This window comes from Streptodolium elevatio, from assembly GCF_053592165.1.
Genome location: NZ_JBSFVE010000004.1, coordinates 188,191 through 208,270, shown reverse-complemented (window position 1 = coordinate 208,270; position 20,080 = coordinate 188,191). Strand labels below are relative to the sequence as shown.

Annotated in this window: 20 protein-coding genes and 1 pseudogene; 15 read left to right on the top strand and 6 right to left on the bottom strand. The window is 72.7% G+C overall.

The features are described 5' to 3' along the window. Nucleotides 1–57: 57 nt before the first annotated feature. Nucleotides 58–1,500 (bottom strand): acyl-CoA synthetase, encoded by a 1,443-nt coding sequence (locus ACWD12_RS10655; protein WP_450099213.1) that lies wholly within the window; start codon nucleotides 1,498–1,500, stop codon nucleotides 58–60. Between the two features lie 161 nt (nucleotides 1,501–1,661). After that, nucleotides 1,662–2,645 (bottom strand): Lrp/AsnC family transcriptional regulator, encoded by a 984-nt coding sequence (locus tag ACWD12_RS10650; RefSeq protein ID WP_358349019.1) that lies wholly within the window; start codon nucleotides 2,643–2,645, stop codon nucleotides 1,662–1,664. Nucleotides 2,646–2,808: 163 nt separating this feature from the next. Between ACWD12_RS10650 and ACWD12_RS10645 the strand changes: the two genes are divergently transcribed. Then, the gene (locus ACWD12_RS10645; RefSeq protein WP_450099212.1) at nucleotides 2,809–3,816 is read left to right on the top strand and encodes a carbohydrate kinase family protein; all 1,008 of its coding nucleotides are present in this window, start codon (nucleotides 2,809–2,811) and stop codon (nucleotides 3,814–3,816) included. 113 nt (nucleotides 3,817–3,929) lie between these two features. Here the strand turns inward: ACWD12_RS10645 and ACWD12_RS10640 are convergent, their stop codons facing one another. Genes ACWD12_RS10640 through ACWD12_RS10630 form a run of 3 tightly spaced genes read right to left on the bottom strand, consistent with a single transcriptional unit; the run spans nucleotide 3,930 to nucleotide 6,839 of the window. Further along, on the bottom strand, nucleotides 3,930–5,375 hold the full coding sequence (locus ACWD12_RS10640) for an amidase (protein WP_450099211.1): 1,446 nt from the start codon (nucleotides 5,373–5,375) through the stop codon (nucleotides 3,930–3,932). Next, complete coding sequence (locus tag ACWD12_RS10635) at nucleotides 5,368–5,655, bottom strand: hypothetical protein (protein WP_450099210.1); 288 nt, start codon at nucleotides 5,653–5,655, stop codon at nucleotides 5,368–5,370. The genes ACWD12_RS10640 and ACWD12_RS10635 overlap by 8 nt, the downstream gene beginning before the upstream one ends. Further along, complete coding sequence (locus tag ACWD12_RS10630) at nucleotides 5,652–6,839, bottom strand: Lrp/AsnC family transcriptional regulator (protein ID WP_450099209.1); 1,188 nt, start codon at nucleotides 6,837–6,839, stop codon at nucleotides 5,652–5,654. The genes ACWD12_RS10635 and ACWD12_RS10630 overlap by 4 nt, the downstream gene beginning before the upstream one ends. 443 nt (nucleotides 6,840–7,282) lie before the next feature. Between ACWD12_RS10630 and ACWD12_RS10625 the strand changes: the two genes are divergently transcribed. From ACWD12_RS10625 to ACWD12_RS10580, 10 genes are all read left to right on the top strand, one after another. Beyond that, the gene (locus tag ACWD12_RS10625; RefSeq protein WP_450099208.1) at nucleotides 7,283–8,311 is read left to right on the top strand and encodes a hypothetical protein; all 1,029 of its coding nucleotides are present in this window, start codon (nucleotides 7,283–7,285) and stop codon (nucleotides 8,309–8,311) included. Between the two features lie 93 nt (nucleotides 8,312–8,404). Then, the gene (locus ACWD12_RS10620) at nucleotides 8,405–9,688 is read left to right on the top strand and encodes an FAD-dependent monooxygenase (protein WP_450099207.1); all 1,284 of its coding nucleotides are present in this window, start codon (nucleotides 8,405–8,407) and stop codon (nucleotides 9,686–9,688) included. Between the two features lie 166 nt (nucleotides 9,689–9,854). Then, nucleotides 9,855–10,727 carry an FAD binding domain-containing protein gene (locus ACWD12_RS10615; protein WP_450099206.1) on the top strand — a complete coding sequence of 291 codons (873 nt, stop codon included), beginning with the start codon at nucleotides 9,855–9,857 and terminating at the stop codon, nucleotides 10,725–10,727. Further along, nucleotides 10,724–13,081 (top strand): xanthine dehydrogenase family protein molybdopterin-binding subunit, encoded by a 2,358-nt coding sequence (locus ACWD12_RS10610; protein WP_450099205.1) that lies wholly within the window; start codon nucleotides 10,724–10,726, stop codon nucleotides 13,079–13,081. The genes ACWD12_RS10615 and ACWD12_RS10610 overlap by 4 nt, the downstream gene beginning before the upstream one ends. Then, entirely contained in the window at nucleotides 13,078–13,596 is a 519-nt protein-coding gene (locus tag ACWD12_RS10605) for a (2Fe-2S)-binding protein (protein WP_450099204.1), read from the top strand. Before ACWD12_RS10610 ends, ACWD12_RS10605 begins: the two co-directional genes overlap by 4 nt. Then, the gene (locus tag ACWD12_RS10600; protein ID WP_450099203.1) at nucleotides 13,596–14,384 is read left to right on the top strand and encodes an SRPBCC family protein; all 789 of its coding nucleotides are present in this window, start codon (nucleotides 13,596–13,598) and stop codon (nucleotides 14,382–14,384) included. Before ACWD12_RS10605 ends, ACWD12_RS10600 begins: the two co-directional genes overlap by 1 nt. A 20-nt stretch (nucleotides 14,385–14,404) precedes the next feature. Beyond that, nucleotides 14,405–15,136, top strand: coding sequence for an isochorismatase family protein (locus ACWD12_RS10595; RefSeq protein WP_450099377.1), 732 nt, complete (start codon nucleotides 14,405–14,407; stop codon nucleotides 15,134–15,136). Then, nucleotides 15,133–16,023, top strand: coding sequence for an alpha/beta fold hydrolase (locus ACWD12_RS10590; protein WP_450099202.1), 891 nt, complete (start codon nucleotides 15,133–15,135; stop codon nucleotides 16,021–16,023). The genes ACWD12_RS10595 and ACWD12_RS10590 overlap by 4 nt, the downstream gene beginning before the upstream one ends. Nucleotides 16,024–16,088: 65 nt before the next feature. Then, nucleotides 16,089–16,568 carry a MarR family winged helix-turn-helix transcriptional regulator gene (locus tag ACWD12_RS10585; protein WP_450099201.1) on the top strand — a complete coding sequence of 160 codons (480 nt, stop codon included), beginning with the start codon at nucleotides 16,089–16,091 and terminating at the stop codon, nucleotides 16,566–16,568. A gap of 135 nt (nucleotides 16,569–16,703) precedes the next feature. Further along, nucleotides 16,704–17,438 (top strand): maleate cis-trans isomerase family protein, encoded by a 735-nt coding sequence (locus ACWD12_RS10580; protein WP_450099376.1) that lies wholly within the window; start codon nucleotides 16,704–16,706, stop codon nucleotides 17,436–17,438. Between the two features lie 80 nt (nucleotides 17,439–17,518). Here ACWD12_RS10580 and ACWD12_RS10575 read toward each other — a convergent pair whose 3' ends face one another. Continuing rightward, nucleotides 17,519–17,767, bottom strand: coding sequence for a hypothetical protein (locus ACWD12_RS10575; protein WP_450099200.1), 249 nt, complete (start codon nucleotides 17,765–17,767; stop codon nucleotides 17,519–17,521). Between ACWD12_RS10575 and ACWD12_RS10570 the strand changes: the two genes are divergently transcribed. The 4 genes and pseudogenes from ACWD12_RS10570 to ACWD12_RS10555 form a co-directional block, all read left to right on the top strand. Continuing rightward, nucleotides 17,766–18,536 carry a branched-chain amino acid ABC transporter permease gene (locus ACWD12_RS10570; RefSeq protein ID WP_450099199.1) on the top strand — a complete coding sequence of 257 codons (771 nt, stop codon included), beginning with the start codon at nucleotides 17,766–17,768 and terminating at the stop codon, nucleotides 18,534–18,536. The genes ACWD12_RS10575 and ACWD12_RS10570 overlap by 2 nt on opposite strands. Further along, a complete protein-coding gene (locus ACWD12_RS10565) occupies nucleotides 18,533–19,609 on the top strand; it encodes a branched-chain amino acid ABC transporter permease (protein ID WP_450099198.1) in 1,077 nt (358 codons plus the stop codon). Before ACWD12_RS10570 ends, ACWD12_RS10565 begins: the two co-directional genes overlap by 4 nt. Continuing rightward, on the top strand, nucleotides 19,606–19,791 hold the full coding sequence (locus tag ACWD12_RS10560) for a hypothetical protein (RefSeq protein WP_450099197.1): 186 nt from the start codon (nucleotides 19,606–19,608) through the stop codon (nucleotides 19,789–19,791). The genes ACWD12_RS10565 and ACWD12_RS10560 overlap by 4 nt, the downstream gene beginning before the upstream one ends. After that, nucleotides 19,713–20,075: pseudogene (locus ACWD12_RS10555) on the top strand (ATP-binding cassette domain-containing protein); the annotation flags it as partial. The gene ACWD12_RS10560 and the pseudogene ACWD12_RS10555, both read left to right, overlap by 79 nt. Nucleotides 20,076–20,080 lie beyond the last annotated feature (5 nt).

Genomic DNA, 20,080 nt, shown 5'->3' with positions numbered 1-20,080 from the left:
CGTCCGGCTCCATCGGGCCGGTGTGGAGTCGGACGCCCCTGCCGCTGACGTCCCCCGTCACCCCAGCAGCGTCTTCTGGACCTTCCCCATCGCGTTGCGCGGCAGTTCGGTCATGAGCACGACGCGGCGCGGGCGTTTGTGTACCGACAGGGTGCCGGCCACGAAGTCGGTGAGCTCCGCTGCCTCGACGCCCGCGTCCGCGACCACGTACGCCACGACCTCCTGGCCGAGGTCCGCGTGTGGGGCCCCGATCACCGCCGCCTCGCGTACGCCCGGGTGGGCCAGCAAGGCGCCTTCCACCTCGCCCGCACCGATGCGGTAGCCGCCGCTCTTGATGAGGTCGGTGGATGCCCGGCCGACGATGCGGTGGGTGCCGTCCGGGGTGATCGTCGCGACGTCGCCGGTGCGGAACCAGCCGTCCGCCGTGAACGACGCGGAGTCGGCGTCCGGCCGGTTCAGGTAGCCGTCGCTCAACGTCCGGCCGCTGACCTGGAGTTCACCGACGCTCGTGCCGTCGTGGGGGACGGGCCGACCGTGGTCGTCGACCAGCCGGGTCGCAACGCCCGCGACCGGGACCCCTACCGTCCCCGGGACCCGCTCGCCGTCCGCGCGGGTGCTGACCGTGATCAGCGTCTCTGTCATCCCGTACCGCTCGACCGGACGGTGCCCGGTCAGTTCGGCGAGCCGTTCGAACACCGGAACCGGGAGCGGTGCGCTGCCGGACACGAGGAGGCGTGCCCCGGCCAACGCCCGTGCGGAATCCGGGTCTTCGACGATGCGCCCCCAGACGGTGGGGACCCCGAAGAACAGGGTCCCCCCGGCCTCGGCGGCGGCTTGCGCGTACCGGGTGGGAGTCGGCCGCCCGGTGTGGACGAGCCGCGAACCGGTACGCAGCGCACCGAGCACGCCGAGGACGAGACCGTGCACGTGGAACAGCGGCAGCCCGTGCACGAGTACGTCCTCGGACGTCCACGCCCACGCGTCCGCGAGTGCGTCGACGTCCGCCGCGATGGCCGTGTGCGGGACGAGGACTCCCTTGGGGGCGCCGGTGGTTCCGCTCGTGTAGAGAATGAGGGCGATGGCATCCGCGGGCGGCACCGCGAACCTCGCGGAGGAGCGCGCGTCGACGTCGATCCGTACGATCTCCGCCGCGACGCCGTCCCACCGCGCCGCGCCGTGCTCCGGGTCGGGGTCGGGGTCGAGCAGCAGCGTGGCGCCGGAGTCGCCGAGGATGTGGTCGCGCTCGCGCGGTCCCGCGTCCGGCGGCAGCGGCACGACCGGTACGCCGCCGACCAGCCCCGCGAGCACCGCGACCACCGTCTCCAGGGACGCGGTCGCCCGTACCGCGACGGCCGGTGCGCCCGCGATGCGTTCCGCGAGTGCTGCCGCCGCGGCGTCGAGGTCGGCACGGCTCAGCGAGCGTCCGTCGATCTCGATCGCCCCGGCGTGGTCGCCGGGGTTGTCGGACGAGCGGTCGGGCGGATCGGCAACGGGGCGCACACGAGTCTCCGGGGGTGCGGGGCCGGAAACAGGTGCGGCCCGTGGAGCGGTGGACAAGCGCCGCTGGGCGCCGCGCCCACAATGCCCGCACCGGTGTCTTCGGACAACGGGTGCCGAGGATTTGACGAAAGTCGCCAGGGTGATGGCGAGATCGGGCAGTCCTACTCTTCGGGCAGGGCCTCACTGAGCACGCCGCTGCGCTTGAGCGTCCGGATCACCATCGACGTCTCGATCGACTCGGTGTGCCGCACCCACGGGGACCGCGTGACGAACTCGTACAGCGCGGTCCGGTCCGGCACCGTCACGTCGGCCACTATCTGGTGCTCGCCCATCACCGCCGCGACGTACCGGACGAGCGGCGACGAGAGCAGCGCCTCGCCGACCGCCTCGACCTTCGTCGGGCTGGCCTTGACCCACAGGATCGCCTGCACCGGCAGGCCCAGCACCCCAGGGTCGACCACCGCACGGATGTGCAGGGCTCCGGTACGCCGCATCCAGTCCACCCGACGGCGCGCGGTCGGTTCGGACACCCCCGCGATGCGGGCGATCTCCTCGTGCGTACGCCGCCCGTCGGACGCCAGCGCCCGCAGCATCGTGCGTTCCTCGCGCGCCAGTCCGGCCACTCGGTCATCCGTCGGCAGCGGGGTCATCATCGGGTACTCGCGGACCGCGTCGGCCTCCGCGTCCGTCAGGATCCCCGGCTGCCAGTCGTGCACGGTACGGAAGTAGCGCAGGACCGGCAGGGTCGTGCTCTGCACCAGGCCCGGGATGCCGGGGAGTTCGTCAAGGGTCAGGGTCGCGAGGCGGCCGGTCGGGCACATCACCTCGGCGAGGCAGTCGGCCGTACCCGTGAGCATGTACGCGAACGTCGTGTCGGGGTGCCGGGCAAGAGCGCCCGCCGCGACCCGGGCCGCGGCCTGGAGGCACTGGCCGCGCACCAGCACCGCTCCGCCGCGTACCCCCAACCCCGTGACCACGACGACGCGTTGGTCCAGCAGCCGGGCGCCGTGCCGGGCGACCGTGCGCTCGGGCTCGTCCAGCGCGGCGGCGATCCGCCGCCACGACGCGCGTCCGTCGACCTGGAGCGCGCCGATGATCCGGCGGTCGAGAGCGTCGATGGATCTGTGAAGCGGTTGATTGGACACAGGCCCAGCATGAGACTATTTCCGTCAGCCGTCCAGGTTTCGCTGTCCTAAATCAAAACATCTTGTGCATACCTGCCATCCACCCCGGCATCCCCGATGTTTCTCAGCCGCCTGCCACCCGCTGCGTCCCGTTTCATTGGACCGACCACCTGGAGGATGTTCCGTGCGCTTGGACGTGACGGCAGTGGGCGCTCTCAACGTCGATGTCGTGGTGGACGCCGCCGTCGGCGGAATTGCGCCGACGCCCGACGACCCCACCGCACGAGACTCGGAGGAGTCCGTCGACGCGGCCGGCATGGCCCGCCTGCTGCGGTCCGTGGAAAGCCTCCCGCGCAGCGTGCGGCTCGGCGGCTCGGCCTACAACGCGCTCGTACGCCTGGCCCACACGCGGCCCGACCTCGCGCTCGGGTTCACCGGCGTCGCGGGCGCGCCGCCGTTCGGGGCACGGTCGCACAGCCACGAACTCCGGGCGCTCGGTGTGGACACCGCCGGTATCGCAGCGGTCCCCGGACAGGCCGGGGTTTGCCTCGCGATCGAGGACGGCGACGCGCGCCGACTCCATGTGCACCCGGGCGCGAACCTGCGCATGGCGGCCCACCTGCGCGACAGTTTCGACGCGATCGTGGGCCGGCTCGCGCGGTCGCGCTTCGTGCACGTGACGTCCTTCCTGGACGACACGACACCCGCCGAACTGCACCGCGTGCTGCGCGAGGTACGCCGACGCTCCCCGGCGGCGGTGATCTGCCTCGATCCCGGCGACGAGTGGTGCGCCCGACCGTCGGCCGATGTGGCCGCCCTGGTCGGGGTCGCGGACTATGTCCTGGTCAACGAGCGGGAGTTCGCGGGGATCGCCGACCTCGCCCGCGGCCCGGTTGTCGTCAAGTGCCCCGACGGCGCGGACATCTGGCTCAGGGGCACTCGTCGCGCGCGCATCGCGCACGCGCGCTTGGCGGCAGGCGACATCCGCAACCCCACCGGGGCCGGCGATGCCTTTGCCGCGGGCCTGCTTGCCGGGCTCTTGACGCCGCCTCAGGACGCGTCGCCCTCGGAAGCCTTCGCCAGGGCCGTCGACGGCGGCCGCGACGAGGCTGCCCTTGGGCGCGGCGTACGCCTGGGGCTGCAATTTGCGCGCGAGCACCTGCTCGGGGCGGAGTCCCGACCGGGGAGCTGACAAGGGCCGCGTCGCGCGGGAGCGGCGGGACGGAACCGTGTCCCGCCCCAGCCGCCCCCGCCGACCCGCGCGGGCCCGCCGCCGTCCTCTTGCCCCGGCAGGGTTGCGCGGGGTCAGAGTTCCGGCCTGCGGTCCCCGTACAAGGTCGCCTGCTCGAAGGCGTAGCCGGCCTGGAGGACGGTGAAGTCCGCGCGGTGCGCGCCCACCATCTGGACCCCGACCGGCAGGCCGTCCGGGGTGAACCCGCCCGGCACCGACAGCGCCGGACACCCGGTGGCCGACACGTAGTACGCGGACCGCATCCAGTCCAGGTACGAGTGCATCGGCACGTCCGCCACCTCGCGCGGCCACTCCCACTCCACTGGGAACGGCACGAGTTGGCTGACCGGCAGGAGCAGTACGTCGTACCGCTCGAAGAACGCCCGCATGCGGTGGAACAGCGCGCCGTGCAGCTTCTCGGCACGCGCGATGTCGGCCCCCACCAGCCCGATGCCCTGCCGGATGTTGTCGGCGAGGTCGAACTTGACGGAGTCGGGCTCGCGGGCCAGCACGGCCCCGAGCCCCGCCTCGAACTGCCAGGCGCGGAGCGTACGGAAGACCTCTTCCGCACCGGTGAAGTCCGGGCAGTCCTGGACCACTTCGGCACCCAGTTCGGTGAACACCAGCGCGGCGTCCTCGACCACCGCGGCGACCGCGGGCTCGACCGGCAGCCGCCCGCCGAGGTCCGGCGACCACGCCACCCGCAGTCCGGCCGGGTCGCAGTGCAGCGACCTGCGGAAGGAACTGCCGGGCGTCTCCAGGGAGATCGGCGACCGCGGGTCCGGACCGGCCATCACCGACAGCAGCAGCGCGGTGTCGGCGACGTTGCGTGCCATCGGGCCCTGCACGGCCATGGTCGCCCACGCGGTGTCCTCGGGCCAGGTCGGCACCCGCCCCGGGGACGGGCGGAACCCGACGACGTTGCAGTACGACGCCGGGTTGCGCAGCGAACCGCCCATGTCGCTGCCGTCCGCGAGCGGCTGCATTCCGCAGGCGAGGGCGGCGGCCGCGCCGCCGCTGCTGCCGCCCGCGGACCGGGACAGGTCGTACGGGTTCCGCGTCGCCCCGAACACCGGGTTGAACGTGTGCGAACCCGCCGCGAATTCGGGGACGTTCGTCTTTCCGATCGTGATCGCCCCGGCGGCCCGCATGCGTTCGACGATCAACTCGTCCCGGTCCGGGACGTTGTCGGCGAGCAGCGGCGTGCCGTACGTCGTCAGGATCCCCGCGGTGTCGTGGGTGTCCTTGTGCGCGATCGGCAGGCCGTGCAGCGGCCCGACGTCGGCGCCCCGGGCCAGCCGCTGGTCGGCCTCGTGGGCCTCGGCCAGTGCCTGTTCCGGTACGAGCGTGACGATCGCGTTGACCGCCGGATTGGTGCGTTCGATGCGCGCGAGGTGCGCCTGCACCACCTCGCGCGCGGAGACCTCCCGCGCCGACAGCAGCGCGGACAACTCCCGCGCCGTGAAGTCGCACAGACCGTCGTCGGTGCGGGTGATCTCCTCTGATGGTGCTTCAGCCACAGATCACGTCCATGAGCTTGGGGAACGACTGGTGCAGGTGGTGCTGCCAGTACGGCATCGTGTGCGTCCCGGCACCCAGGCGCGCGGTGATCCGCAGGCCGGCCCGGCGGCCCGCCGCCACGAAGTCGTTCGACATCGGACCGAAGATCGCCTCCATCGGGTCGAACTTCGTCCCCGGCGGGTCCAAGGGCCCGGGGTTCCCGTCTCCTCCCGACACATACAGCGGCAGTCCGCGAAGGCGCCAGACCTGGTCGGTGGGATTGTTGGCGGCCCAAATCATCGGCTGCTTCCGCAGGTCGCCCCACAGCGCGAGCGGGTCGGCGCCGTAGGCCCGGATGAACTCGGCCTGCGAGTCGGCCGCGTGTCCGGGGCGGGGGTGTGGGCGGGGCGTACGGCGGTCTCCGTGGCGTCCCACACGGTGAGCGGCACGTGCCGCACCGCGAACCCGCGTTCGTCGAGCACCCGGCCCATCTGCTTCGCGGTGCCGACCGTCACGGACCGGTCGACCACCCTGATGTCCGGGGAGCGGCCAAGGAGTTCGACCTCCAGTCGGGGGACGTCGGAGACCTGCCGCAGCCAGACGCCGAGGAAGAGGTTGGCGTGTCCGGCGACCGCCGCGACGACGCGCACCTCCGGGTACGCCGCCAGTTGCCGGGCCGCCGCGTCGAGCGCCGTGGGCGGTACGCGCAGCCACAACGAGGCGCGGATCGGCCAGCCGGAGATCGGTTGGGCGACCTCGCAGCGCAGCCGTACCAGGTCGGCGGAGGCCAGGCGTTGCAGCCGGCGGGCCACGGTGGTGGTGCTGGTTCCGGTGGCGGCGGCGAGGTCGGTGTGGGAGGCGCGGCCGTCCGCGGACAGGGCCACGATCAACTCCGAGTCCGAGGGCGCCAGGCACGCCGCTGTGGGGCGCGGGCGGGGGAGTGCGGCGAGGGCGGCGCGTTGGGCGGCGTCCAGTGCGCACAGGCGCCAGCCCCCGGCCTCGGTGTAGAGGCGCGTCACCAGATGGGTGCGCGTCGCCAGCACCCCGGGGATCCCGGTGAAGCGGTGCTGCAGGTAGGAGAGGAGGTCGGGCATGCGCGCGGCCATGACGGAGACCAGGAGGTCGTGGCCGCCGGTGACGCGTTCCACCGAGACGGCGTGCGGGTCGTCCGCCAGTTGGGCCGCGACGTCGTGCAACGCCCCGCGGGCGGTGTCGACTTCGATGAGCGCCAGGCCGCCGTCGGTGTCGGCCAGGTGCCCCATGCGGGGGTAGCACGTGACCCAGGCGCGGCCGCCGCGCACCAGGCGGCGCCAGCGGCGGGCGAGCGTGACCGCGTCGACCCGCAGGATCGGCGCGAGTTCGGTCCAGGTGGCGCGCGGGCGCAATTGGAGTGCGTTGACGAGGACGAGGTCGAGTTCGTCGACATCGCCGTGGCCGCGGGCGGCTTCGTCGGCACCGGTCCGCGCGGTGCGGGAATGTTCCATGGCTTTTCCCCGGATCGTGGGATTCCTGCACGTGGCGACTTGCCCGATCTCAGCAAAGCGTGTCCGGGAGGGTGATCTCCAGGCCATCGGAGTGGCCGATTCCGTCATGTGGGCCACGCCCGGTGACCAGCGCGAACGCGGCCGGGCGGAGTGCGGTGCCGGCGTCGGGCGGCAGGCCCCGACCGAACGGTTGTCCGACGGAGCGGAATGAAACAACCCGGTTAACTCGGCTCCGGGGCCTTGCACGACGGAGATAGTACGTGTTCGGATTATCTCCGTCGGGCGGTCCGCCGCCCGACCGAAGCTCGTCGGCCGAGCCCTGCCCGAGGGCCCGCTCGGCCTGCCCACCCGCCACGGATCCCCGCCGTACCCGCCGACGTACCGCCGAATCCCGGCGGCCCGGCGCGGCGTCCGGCACCCGACCCGAGTCTTGGAGCGGCACCGTGTTCGATTTGTCCGCAGCGGACCTGCTCGACGCGTTCACCCGCGAGCTGCAGCTGTGCAAGCTGACGCCCGGCGAGCACGTCGTCGTGCTCGCCGAGCCCGCCAGCCGGGGCGACTACGTCGCCGCCGCGTTCGGCGCCGCGAAAGCCTGCGGCGCGCACGTCATCGCCGCCACGGTCCCCGGCGGCAGCCCGGCACCGATGCCGAGCACACGCACCGGGGCCGGCCCCGGACTCTCCTCCGTGCTGGCGGACCGCGCCGCACAGGACCTGCTCAAGTCGGCGGACCTGGTGGTCGACCTGACGCAGGAAGGCTTCATCCACGCCCCGGTGCAGCAGGAGATCCTGCGCTCGGGCACCCGCATCATCTTCGTCTGCGACGCACCGGACGTCCTGATCCGCAACCTCCCCAAGGAGTCGGACAAGGCCGACGTGCTCAAGGGCGTCGACCTGCTCAGGTCCGCGTCGACGATGCTCGTGAGGTCCGCCGCGGGCACCGAACTCGACGTGCAACTCGGGGGCGCCAAACCCGAGTTCCAGTGCGGCTTCGCCGATGACCCGGGGCGCTGGGACCACTGGCCCAGCACCATGGTCCTGTGCTGGCCGGAGATCAGCAACGGCCGCATCGTGCTCGCCCCCGGCGACATCCTGCTGCCGTTCAAGGAGTACGTCCACGACCCGGTCGCCCTGACGGTCGTCGACGGGCACATCGAGGACGTCTCCGGCGGCGCCGAGGCGCACATGCTCGCGACCTTCTTCGAGGACGCCGACGACCGGTGGGCCCGCAGCCTCTCCCACATGGGCTGGGGACTCATGCGCACCGCCGACTGGTTCGCCACCGCCATGTACGGCAAGGGCGACCTCATGGGCATGGACGCCCGCGCGTTCGCCGGGAACTTCCTGTGGTCCACCGGGCCGCACCCGGTGCTCGGCCGCGAGTCGTACGCCCACCTCGACATCGCGATGCGCGGCTGCACGGTGTCGGTCGACGGCACCGACGTCGTGGTCGCCGGGCGTCTGCCCGCCTGAACGCCCTTACCCCCGCCGGCGGATCGCCCCGACGATCCGCCCGCAGCTCCTCTCCGACCTCATCTCCCGCACCTCCCAAGGAGACAAGAGACCGTGGCCTCGACCCCGTCGCTCACCCAGTCGTTCGAAGTCACCGTCGTCGGCGGCGGACTCGGCGGGCTGACCGCCGCGTTGGCGCTGCGTCAGCGCGGTGTGCGGGTGACCGTACTGGAACAGGCGTCGGAGCTCGGTGAGATCGGCGCGGGCATCCAGACCGCGCCGAACGCCAGCCGCATCCTGCTCGGCCTCGGCCTGCGCGCGCCGCTGGCGGCGATCCGCACCGAACCCCTCGACCAGGTGCGCAGGCGATGGAAGGACGGCAGCGTCATCGGGCTCACCCCGCTCGGTGAGTTCTGCAAGCGCAACTACAACGCGCCTTACTGGCACTACCACCGCGCCGACCTGCACCGCGTGATCCTCGACGCCTGCGTCGACCCGAACGGTCCCGGCCCGGTGGTGGTGGTGCGCACCGACAGCAAGGTCACCGGTCTCGACCGCACCGACCCCGCCCGCCCGGTCGCCGTCACCGCGGACGGCACCCGGTACGCCGGCGACGTGCTCATCGGCGCCGACGGCATCCGCTCCGCGGTCCGGGACCTCATGGGCGCCCCCGACACCCTGGAGTTCTCCGGGGAGATGGCGTTCCGTGCGCTCGTCCCCGGAGACCTGGTCGCCGCCGACCCGGCCACCCGGTGGCTTGTCGACCGCTACCAGAGCACCATTTGGTACGGCCCCGACCGCCATCTCGTGCACTACATGATCCGCCAGGGCGAGTTCCTCAACGTCGTGGGCTGTGTGCCCTGCACCGACGAGGTCGCCGAGAAGTGGACCGTCGCGTCCAGCGCCGAAGCCCTCGTCGAGGCATTCGCCGGATGGGACGACCGGGTCCCGGCGATGCTCTCCAAGGCCAAGGAGGATGTCGCGTGCTTCGCCCTGTACCACCGGCGCCGCGACCCGGTCTGGATGGACGGCCACGTCGCGCTGCTCGGCGACTCGTGCCACGCGATGCTGCCCTACCAGGCGCAGGGCGCGTCCCAGGCGATGGAGGACGCGGCAGTGCTGGCCGAGGAGTTGGGCCGGGTGACCGGGGCCGGCATCGAGGGCGCGCTGCGCCGGTACGTAGACCGCCGCGCCAAGCACGCCGGCATGGTGCAGGAGGCGTCCGTCCGCAACATGGCCTTCTACCACCTGCCCGACGGGCCGGAGCAGGAGGCGCGCGACGAGCTGCTGCGGCGGGGCTTCACCGGCGAGTCAGACGTCTCGTACGACTGGCTGTGGTCCGGCACGCCGCTCGACGACCCCGATCTGGGCGCCTTCGCCTACCAGTTCGCCCGGTGAGCGTGCGGTACCCGGTGCTGAATCGAGCAATCAGCGACGAAGCCGCCCCGAACGCAACCCGTCCTGACACCGAAGACCCGAGCACCCAGGACCCGAGCACCCGGGACCCGAGCACCCAGGACCCGAACACCCGGGAGCCAGGAATCCAGGAAGGAGGCCGGACACCGTGAAGCCCGCACCCTTTGCCTACCACCGGGCCCGCGACGCCGCGGGCGCCGCCCGGCTCCTGGCCGAACTCGGCGACGACGCCAAGGTCATCGCGGGCGGCCAGAGCCTGGTCCCCATGATGAACTTCCGGCTCGCCCGCCCCGGCCACCTGGTCGACATCGGCGGGCTGCGCGAACTCGACTACCTGCGCGCCGAATCCGACGGATCGCTGCGCATCGGCGCCCTGACCACGCACCACGCGGTCGAGACCGCGCCGGACGGCGTCATCGGCCCCGGTTTCCGGGTCCTGCGCGACGCGATGTCCTGGGTTGGCCACCTGCCGATCCGCACCCGGGGGACCGTGGGCGGCAGCATCGCGCACGGCGACACGACCGCCGAGTGGTGCCTGCTCGCGGTCCTGCTCGACGCCGAGCTCACCGCGCTCGGGCCCCACGGCCGACGCGTGATCCCGGCCGCCGAGTTCTTCCACGGCTTCTACACCACCGCACTCGAACCCGACGAGATCCTGGTCGAGATCACCTTCCCCGCCCCGGCACCGCATGCGGCCCTCACCGAATTCGCCGAGCGACGCGGCGACTTCGCCATCGTCTCGACAGCCGTCTCCCTCGATCTGGGACCCGCGCGGGAGGTACGCGGCGGCCGGGTCGCCCTCGGCGGCGTCGCCCCGGCCCCGGTGCGCTCGCCCGAGGCCGAGGCCGTGCTCGCCGTCGGGGCGGCGGCCGGCGCCGAGGCCGAACTGTTCACCGCCTGCACGCACGCCGCGGCGGCCGCGGCAGACCCGCCCCACGACGCCAACGGCAGCGCCGCGTACCGGCGCACGCTCATCCGGACGCTCGTCCAGGACGCTTGTGAGGAGGCGATGACCCGATGAACCCGGCAACCTCCGGCCGCCTCGTCGGCTCCTCGGTCCGCCGCCGGGAGGACCCCCGTCTGCTCACCGGCCGCGGCCGGTTCGTCGACGACATCACCCTGCCCGGCATGCTGCACGCGCAGTTCGTGCGCAGCACCGTGGCGCACGCGGCCGTCACCGGCCTCGACCTCGACGCGGTCCGCGGTGTCCCCGGCGTGGTCGCCGCCTTCGACGCCGCCGATCTCGCCCTCGGCGACATCTCCGCCCGCCTCGACCGCCCGCTCCACGAGTTCGTGCCCACCGACATGCCGATCCTGGCCCGCGACCGCGTGCGGTACGTCGGCGAACCGCTCGCCGTCGTCGTCGCCCGCGACCCCTACGCGGCCGAGGACGGCATCGAGGCGGCCAAGGTGACGTACGACGTCATGACCCCCGTCGTCTCGGACACCCAGGCCCTCGCCTCCGGCGCCCCGCGCGTCCACGAGGCCGCCGCCGCGAACACCCTCGTGGACGTCGCGATGTTCGCCACCGAGGGAATCGACGACGTCTTCGCCGCCGCGCCCTGCGTCGTCCACGTCCGGACCAAGACCGGCCGCCAGAACGCCCTTCCGCTGGAGACCCGCGGCGCCGTCGCCGCATGGGACGCCAAGGAGGACCAACTAGTCCTGCACACCTGCACCCAGACGCCCCATCAGGTGCGCACCGTCGCGGCGTCCTGCCTCGGCCTCGACGAACGCGCGGTGCGCGTCGTGGTTCCGGACATGGGCGGCGGCTTTGGACAGAAGTGCGTGGTCGGGCGCGAGGAGATCGCCGCCGCGGCCGCCGCGCTGCGCCTCGGACGGCCGGTCAAGTGGATCGAGGACCGCAAGGACGCGCTCACCGCGTCCTTCCTCGCCCGCGAGCAACGCTACGACGTGCGGGCCGCGTTCGACGCCGACGGCGCCATCCTCGCCATCGACGCCGACGTGGTGTGCGACATGGGCGCGTACTCATGCTACCCGTTCACCGCGGGCATCGAGCCGCTGATGGCGTCCGCCGAGATGCCGAGTGTGTACAAGGTCCCGGCGTACCGCGTGCGCGGCCGGGCCGTCACCACCAACAAGGCCCCGACGGCGCCCTACCGCGGCGTCAGCCGACCGCAGTACGTCATGGTCGTCGAACGCCTCATGGAGCGCGCGGCCCGCGAACTCGGCCTGGACGCCGTCGAGATACGCCGCCGCAACGTCATCACCGACTTCCCCTACACCGGCGTCAACCGGATCACCTACGACCCCGGCTCGTACCTGGAATCGCTCGACCTGTGCGAGCGCGTCCTGAAGGACGAGGGCTGGTACGACGCCCGGGACGCCGCCCGCCGCGAGGGCCGCCACCTCGGCATCGGCTACTCGTGCTTCAGCGAGCGCACCGGCTACGGCTCGACCGCGTTCGCGGCCCGCAAGATGCGCGTCGTGCCCGGGTTCGACATCGCCGAGGTTCGCATGGACACCACCGGCGCCGTCACCGTCACCAGCGGCACCCAGAACCACGGGCAGAGCCACGAGACGACGCTCGCCCAGATCGTCGCCGACGAACTCGGCGTCGAACTGGCGAAGGTCCGCCTGCACCAGGGCGATACGGACCGCGTCACGTACGGCTGGGGCACGTTCGCGAGCCGGTCCATCGTGGTCGGCGGCAGCGCGGTCCACCGGGCCGCCGCCAAGCTCGGCGCCAAGCTCGTGGAGATCGGCGCGCACCTGCTCGACGCGAAGCCCGGCGAGGTCGAGCGCGTGCCGGGGCGGATACGGCTGCGCGACGCGCCGGAACGGGCGGTGACGTACGCCGACATCGCCGACGTGGCCTACCTGCGCTCGCACTTGCTGCCCGACGGCGCCGAACCCGGGCTGAGCGCGGTCGCGAGCTTCGACGTGTTCGACGACGGCACCTTCTCGAACGCCACACACGGCGTCGTCGTCGAACTCCACGAGGGCACCGGCCGCGTCGAGATCCTGCGCTACATCTGCGTCGAGGACTGCGGCGTCGCGGTCAACCCGCAGGTCGTCGAGGGGCAGTGCCGCGGCGGCATCGCCCAGGGCATCGCCGGCGCCCTGTTCGAGCAGATCACCTACGACGCGCAGGGCGAGCCGTCGGCGACCAGCTTCATGGACTACAAGGTGCCGACCGCCTGGGAGATCCCCGACGTGGCGATCCACCACCTGGAGACGCCGTGCGCGTTCACCTCGACCGGCGCCAAGGGCGCCGGCGAGGGCGGCACGATCGGCGCCCCGGCCGCCGTGCTCAACGCCGTGAACGACGCGCTGGCCCCGACCGGCGTCGAACTGGACGACACCCCCGTCACCCCCGAAACGGTACAGCGCGCCCTGGAGAACGCCTCATGACTGAGACCGGGACCGCGTCCCGCGAGACGCATCTGCTGCTCACCCTCGACGTCAACGGCGAGCGCCACGAACTCGTGGTCGAGCCACGGCGGACCCTCGTCGACGTCCTGCGCCACGACCTCGGTCTCACCGGCACCCACGTCGGCTGCGAGCACGGCATCTGCGGCGCGTGCACGATCCTCGCCGACGGACGTCCGGTACGCGCGTGCCTGATGTTCGCCGCGCAGGCCGAAGGCATGGCACTGCGCACCGTCGAGTCCCTCGCCGACGGCCGGCAACTCGGGGATCTGCAACAGGCGTTCACCGAACACCACGCACTCCAGTGCGGCTTCTGCACCCCGGGGTTCCTGATGCTCGCCGAGGGCTACCTCGCCGGGACCCCGGACCCCGCCAAGGACGAGATCCGCGAGGTCGTCGCCGCGAACCTGTGCCGCTGCACGGGCTACCAGCCGATCGTCGAGGCGATCGAGCACTGCGCCGCACGGCGCCGTGCCCGGAACCCGAAGGAGAAGTGATGCGGTTCACCAGCACCGTGCCGGTCGCCGCGCCGCCCGCGGCGGTCTTCGCACTGATCAACGACGTCGAGCGGGTGGCCACCTGCATGCCCGGCGCGGTCCTCAGCGGCCGCGACGGCGACGCCTGGCAGGGCGGGGTCAAGGTCAAGGTCGGCCCCATCACCGCCGCGTACGCCGGGACCGTGCGATTCCTGGAGGTCGACGAGGCGAACCGCCGCCTGCGGGTCCAGGCCCGCGGCACCGACACGCACGGCAGCGGGGACGCCGAGGCGGAGGTCACCGTACTGGTCGCCGACGCACCCGGCGGCGCGCGCCTCGACCTGGCCACCGACCTGGTGATCCGGGGCAAGATCGCGCAGTTCGGCAAGGGCGCCATCACCGCCGTGTCGGACCGCATCCTCCAGCAGTTCGCCCGCAACCTGGGCGGTCTGCTGGATGCCGGGCCGGCACCGTCGAACGCCACCGCGGGGGTGTCGGCCTCCCGCTCCGGCGACGCGGCCCCGGGCCGCCTCGCGGCATCCGAGCCGGTGCCCGCCGCGGCATCCCACCAGGCGTCCACCCAGGCGTCCGCCTCGGCGCCCACCCAAGCGTCCGCCGCGGAGTTCACCCCGGTGAGCGGCCCGGAACTCGACGGGTTCGCGATGGTCGCCGGACCCGCGCTCGCGAAGTACGCCAAGTACGCACCGGTCGTCGGAGCGTTCGCCTTCGGCGTGTTCGAGGGCTGGCTGCTCGGCCGCCTCGTGTCCGTCGAGCGACAGCTCAAGGCCGCACGGGGAGGCACCGCGTGAACGCGGCCGCGCTGTACGGCATGCCGACCGAGGAGATCTACGACCGAGCCGGGTTCGGCGCCCCCGCCGGCGCGGGCAAGCGCCCCGCCGTCGTGGTCGTCGACCTCACCCGGGGGTTCACCGAACCCGCTTACCCGACCGGCGCCGACCTGACCGGCGTCGTCGCGGCCACCACCGAACTCGTCGACGCGGCACGCTTCGCGGGCGCCCCCGTGGTGTTCACGGCCATCGCGTACACGGCGGCGGAAGCGGACGGCGACGGCGTCGCGTGGCTGCGCAAGGCCCCCGGCCTGCGGGCGCTGCGCGAAGGCTCCGAGGAGGTGGCGATCGACCCCCGCCTGCCGCGCGAGGACACGGACCACCTGGTCGTCAAGAAGGGGGCCTCGGCCTTCTTCGGGACGTCGTTGGCCGCGCACCTCACGGCACTCGGCTGCGACACGGCGATCGTGTGCGGCGCGACGACCAGCGGGTGCGTCCGGGCGACCGCCGTCGACGCCGTGCAGTCCGGCTTCGCCGTCCTGGTACCCGCCGACTGCGCGGGCGACCGGGCGCGCGGACCGCACGACGCCGCGCTGTTCGACATCCACGCCAAGTACGGGGACGTCGTGAGCCTCGACCACGCCGTGGCCTACCTGCGGGCGCTCGTCCCCGCTCCGCCGCGCCGCACCACCCGCCCGAGCGGCGGTGCCCGGCCCGCCGGGCAGACGCACCGAAGCGCCCCGACGCGGGCGTGGGAAGGAGGCAACCCGTGACCGGCCGCATCGTCACCAGGGAGGCGTTCGACGACCTCGCGGGCATACCGGCCGACAGCCGGTGGGTCCGCACCGAGTCCCTGCAACTGCACGTCCTCGACTACGCCGGGCCCGCCGGCCCCGCCTCCGGGGAACGGGCGTCGCCCGAGGCCGGCCGGGCGCCGGTCGTGCTGCTGCCCGGTATCACGATGCCGGCGATCGGCATGGACTTCGTGGCCCGCGAACTCGCCGACAGCCACCGGGTCCTGGTCGTCGATGCGCGCGGACGCGGGATGTCCGACTCGGGGCCCTCGTACACGTTGGAGGACTACGCCGAGGACACCGAGGCCGTGTTGGACGCCTTGTGCGCGGACGGCCCGCCGCCCGTCCTCGTGGGCCACTCGCTGGGCGCGCGGATCGCGGCGGCCGTCGCGGTACGCGCCAAGGCGGCACTCGGCGGCACCGTGCTGGTCGACCCGCCGCTCAGCGGGCCGGGCCGGGGGCCGTACCCGACGAGCGCGGACGCCTTTCTAGGCCAACTCGCCGAGGCACGGAACGGCACCACCGCGGAGCGGGTCGCCGCGTCCTGGCCCCGCTGGCCGCGCCGCGAACAGGAGCTGCGGGCCCGGTGGCTGGCGAGCTGCGATCCGGAGGCCGTCGCGGCGACGCACCGCGGCTTCGAGGCCGAGGACTTCTTCCGGTGGTGGCCCTCGGTGCCGGCCCCGGCCGTGTTCCTGTACGGCGCGGAGAGCCCCGTCGTCACATCGGAGGGCGCCGCCGAGGCGGCCGCACGCAACCCGGAGGCCTCCTTCGCGGCGGTCCCGGGAGCGGCGCACATGGTCTTCTGGGACAACCCGTCCGAAGCCGTCGGCGCGTTGCGTGGCGCGCTGCGCGGCATGACGCCCTGACCTCGGCGGGGGCGCGTGGGAGACGCCGGCCGCGGAACGCGGGGACGCCGTGCTCAAATGGGCGCATGGCTGATCAGACCGCGTCCGCTCCGTCCACCCCCGTCCCGCCCGCCGTCCTGGTCGCGGCGCCCGGATACCAGGTCCGGCGCCTGCACCAGGCGTACCTGGCGGCCTGGGTCCGAGCGGTCGACCCGGTGCTCACCGGGCCGCAGTTCGCGGTCCTCACGGCCGTCGACGCGAGCCCCGGGCAGGACCAGCGCTCGCTGGCCTCGGCCGTGGCCCTGGACACCTCGACCATGGCGGACGTCGCCCGGCGGCTGGAGAACCGCGGGCTCATCGTCCGCAAGACCGCGGCCGACGACGGCCGTCGCAAGCTGCTCTACCTCACCGAGGACGGTGAGCGGTCTCTGCACGAGGCCAACCTGCGCGCGCGGGCGCTCGACGAACGGCTCCTGGAGCCGTACGACGTCGAGCAGCGCGAGCAGTTGATGGATTTGCTGACTGCCCTCGCAGGTCACTGGGAGGGCCTGACCGAGGCGTTGTAGCCGCCGCATGGAGTCCCCGTGACCGCACCACACGTCCCCTCCGGAGCCCAGTCCGGAGCCCAGTCCGGAGCCCCCTCCGGAGCCCCTTCGGGACGCGCTTCCGAAGAGCCGTCCGGAGCCCCTTCGGACCACCACATCGGCCTGATCGTGCCGAGCTCGAACCTCACCATGGAGACCGAGCTGCCGCGCCTGATGCGGGCCCGGGAAAGCGTGCTGCCCGGCGAGCGGTTCGTGTTCCACAGCAGCCGCATGCGGATGAAGCACGTCACGCCCGAGGAACTGCGCGGCATGAACGCGCAGACCCGGCGCGCGGCGGCGGAACTCGCGGACGCCCGCCCCGACGCCGTGGCGACCGCGTGCCTCGTCGCCATCATGGCCCAGGGGCCCGGGTACCACTGCACCGCCGAGGACGAGATCACCGGCGTGCTGCGTGAGGAAGGCGTCGAGGCGCCGGTCGTGTCGAGCGCGGGCGCGCTGATCACCGGCATCCGGGCACTGGGCGCGTCGCGTGTGGCGATCGTGACGCCGTACATGCGGCAGCTCACCGATCTGGTCGTGGCGTACCTGGAGGACGCCGGCATCGGCGTGGTCGACGCGCTGAGCCTCGAAGTGCCCGACAACATCGCAGTGGCGCGCCTGGACCCCGAGGACCTGCGCGGCCACGTCAAGCGGCTCGACCTGACCGGCGCCGACGCGCTGGTGCTGTCCGCGTGCGTGCAGATGCCGTCGCTTCCCGTGCTTCAGGCGGTGGAGAACGAGGCCGGCCTGCCGGTGCTGTCGGCGGCCACCGCAACCGCGTACGGCCTGCTTTCCGAACTCGGACTCGACACCCGCGTCCCGGGCGCGGGTGCGTTGCTGAGCGGTCGCTGATTCTCGCCCCAGGCCAGGCGAAAAATCCGAAATATGAGGTTCTCGCAGGAGATCTGGAGTGGACTATGCAATGTGACATGTCAAAGCTGAGAGTTGCCGCGGTCGCCGCCTCGGCCCTGCTGCTCCTCGCCGCTTGCGGCGGGAAGGACCCGTCGGACAAGAACGGCGGCCCGCAGCACGACGGCAAAGCCGCCGGCGCCAAGGGCACCGTCACGGTCGGCCTGCTCAACCCGGCCACCGGCCCGTTCGCCGCGCTGGGCACCGACGTCAACGCCGGGTTCGAGGCGTACCCTCGTCGCCAGCGGACTGACCATCACCTTCGGCCTCATGCGCACGGTCAACCTCGCGCACGGTGCCTTCTACCTGCTCGGCGGATACCTCGCGTACGACCTGACCACCAACGGCACCGACTATTGGCTGGCGCTGCTGGCCGGCGTGTTGGCCGCGGCGGCAGGCGGCATGGTCGTCGAGCGGGCGTTCCTGCACCGGCTCGCCGGCAGCGAACTGCCGCAGATCGTCCTGACGTTGGGCGTCGCGTACATCATCGGCGACCAGATCCTCGCGAACTACGGAGGAGACCCGGTCGCTCCGCCGACCCCGCCCGGGCTGGAGGGGCCGGTCACCATCGGCGACTGGGTGTTCCCCAAGTTCCGGCTGGTGATGATCGGCGTCGCCATCGTGCTCGCGGCGGTCGTCGGGGCGCTGCTGAAGTACACGCCGACCGGCGCCAAGGTGCGTGCGGCGGTGGACGACGAGGAGATCGCCCGCGCGGTGGGCATCCGCGTCCCACTCGTCTTCCTGCTGGTGTTCGGCTGCGGTACGGGACTCGCGGCGTTCGCGGGCGTGTGGGGCGGCGCCTTCACCTCGCTCGCCCCGGACAGCGGCTTCGAAGTACTGCTGCTCGCCCTGATCGTCGTCGTGGTCGGCGGCCTCGGTTCGATCGGCGGCGCGCTGCTCGCGGCGTTCCTGGTCGGGCTCGTGGACCAGTACGGCAAGGTCTGGTTCCCCGAGTGGGCCCTGTTCACGCTGTACGCGTCGGTCGCGGCGCTCCTCGCGGTGCGTCCGCGCGGCCTGTTCGGCAAGGCGGTGTTCCGATGAGCGTTGCGGAGAAGAAGCCGGCGGGGGCGGCGAAGGACCGTGTGCTGTCGCGGCGCGGCATCACGGTCACCGGCGGGTTCGCCGTCGCGGCGGTGCTGCTCGTGCTCGTGCCGTCGTTCACCGACTCCTTCTACACGTTCGTCGCGACGCGGATGCTGCTGCTCGGCCTGTTCGCGACGGCGTACAACACGGTGTTCGGCTTCGGCGGCATGTCGTCGCTCGGGCACGCGGCGTTCTTCGGCATCGGCGGCTACACCGTCGGTATCGCGGTGACCCGCTGGGACTGGCCGCCGCTCGTGGTCCTGGCCGCGGCGGTCGTGCTCGGCGCGGCGGTGGCGGCGGTGTTCGGCGTCATGTGCCTGCGGGTGCGCGGCATCTACCTGCTGCTGCTCACCCTGGCCCTCGCCCAGGCCATCGCGGGTCTGGCCTTCTACCAGACCGAATGGACCGGCGGGGACAACGGCATCCCGAACATCCCGCGCGACGGGCTGCCTTCGTCGGTGCGCGAGGGCGACGGGTACTACATGCTCACCCTGGTCGTGGTCGCGGTGTGCGTCGCGCTGCTGTGGATGTACCAGCGTTCCCCGCTGGGCATGTCGGTGGTCGGCGTGCGCGAGAGCGAGGCGCGGATGAGCGCGACCGGGTACCGCACCGGCCGCCTGCGCGTCGTCGCGTTCACCGTCTCGGGCGCGTTCTCGGCCGTCGCGGGGGTGCTGGAGGTCTACCTCCAGGGCTCGGTGTCGACGGCCAACATGTCGTGGCTGATCAGCGCCGACGTGCTGGTCTTCGCGATCCTCGGCGGCGCCCGGCACTTCCTGGGGCCGTTCCTCGGCGCCGTCTTGGTCACCGGTCTGGAGGTGTGGGTGAGCACCTACACCGACCGGTGGACGACCGTGCTCGGCATCGTCTACATCGCCACCGCGCTCTTCCTCGCCGACGGCGTCCTGGGACGCGCGGGCTGGGCGGTGCGTACCACCAAGTCCTGGTGGGAGAAGAAGAGTTCGCCGGGAGGCGCGGCACCACCCGACGCCGCGGCCGACCCGGCCGGCGTCCCGGCGGAGGTGCGCGCATGACCGAGTACGCGATCGCGGGCGAGAACCTGACCATGCAGTTCGGGGCCTTCCGCGCCAACGACGACGTCACCCTCAAGGTCCCGGCGGGTGAAGCCGGGCGCTCATCGGCCCGAACGGCGCCGGGAAGTCCACCCTGTTCAACCTGCTGGCCGGCCAACTGCGCCCCACGGAAGGGACGGTGAGCCTGCTCGGCCGGAACGTCACCCGCCTGCCGGCCCACCGGCGGGCCCGGCTCGGACTCGCGCGTACGTTCCAACTCACCGACCTCCTGGACGAGTTGAGCGTGCGCCAGAACGTCGAACTCACGCTGGCCGCGCAGACCGGCGCGCACCGGGTGTTCTGGCGCCCGCTGGGCTCGGTGGGCCGGCTCGCGGCGCAGGCCATGGAGGTCCTGGAGGAGTGGGACCTCGCGGCGTTCGCCGACCGCGCGGTGCGCGAACTCGCGTACGGGCAGCAGCGCGTCCTGGAGAT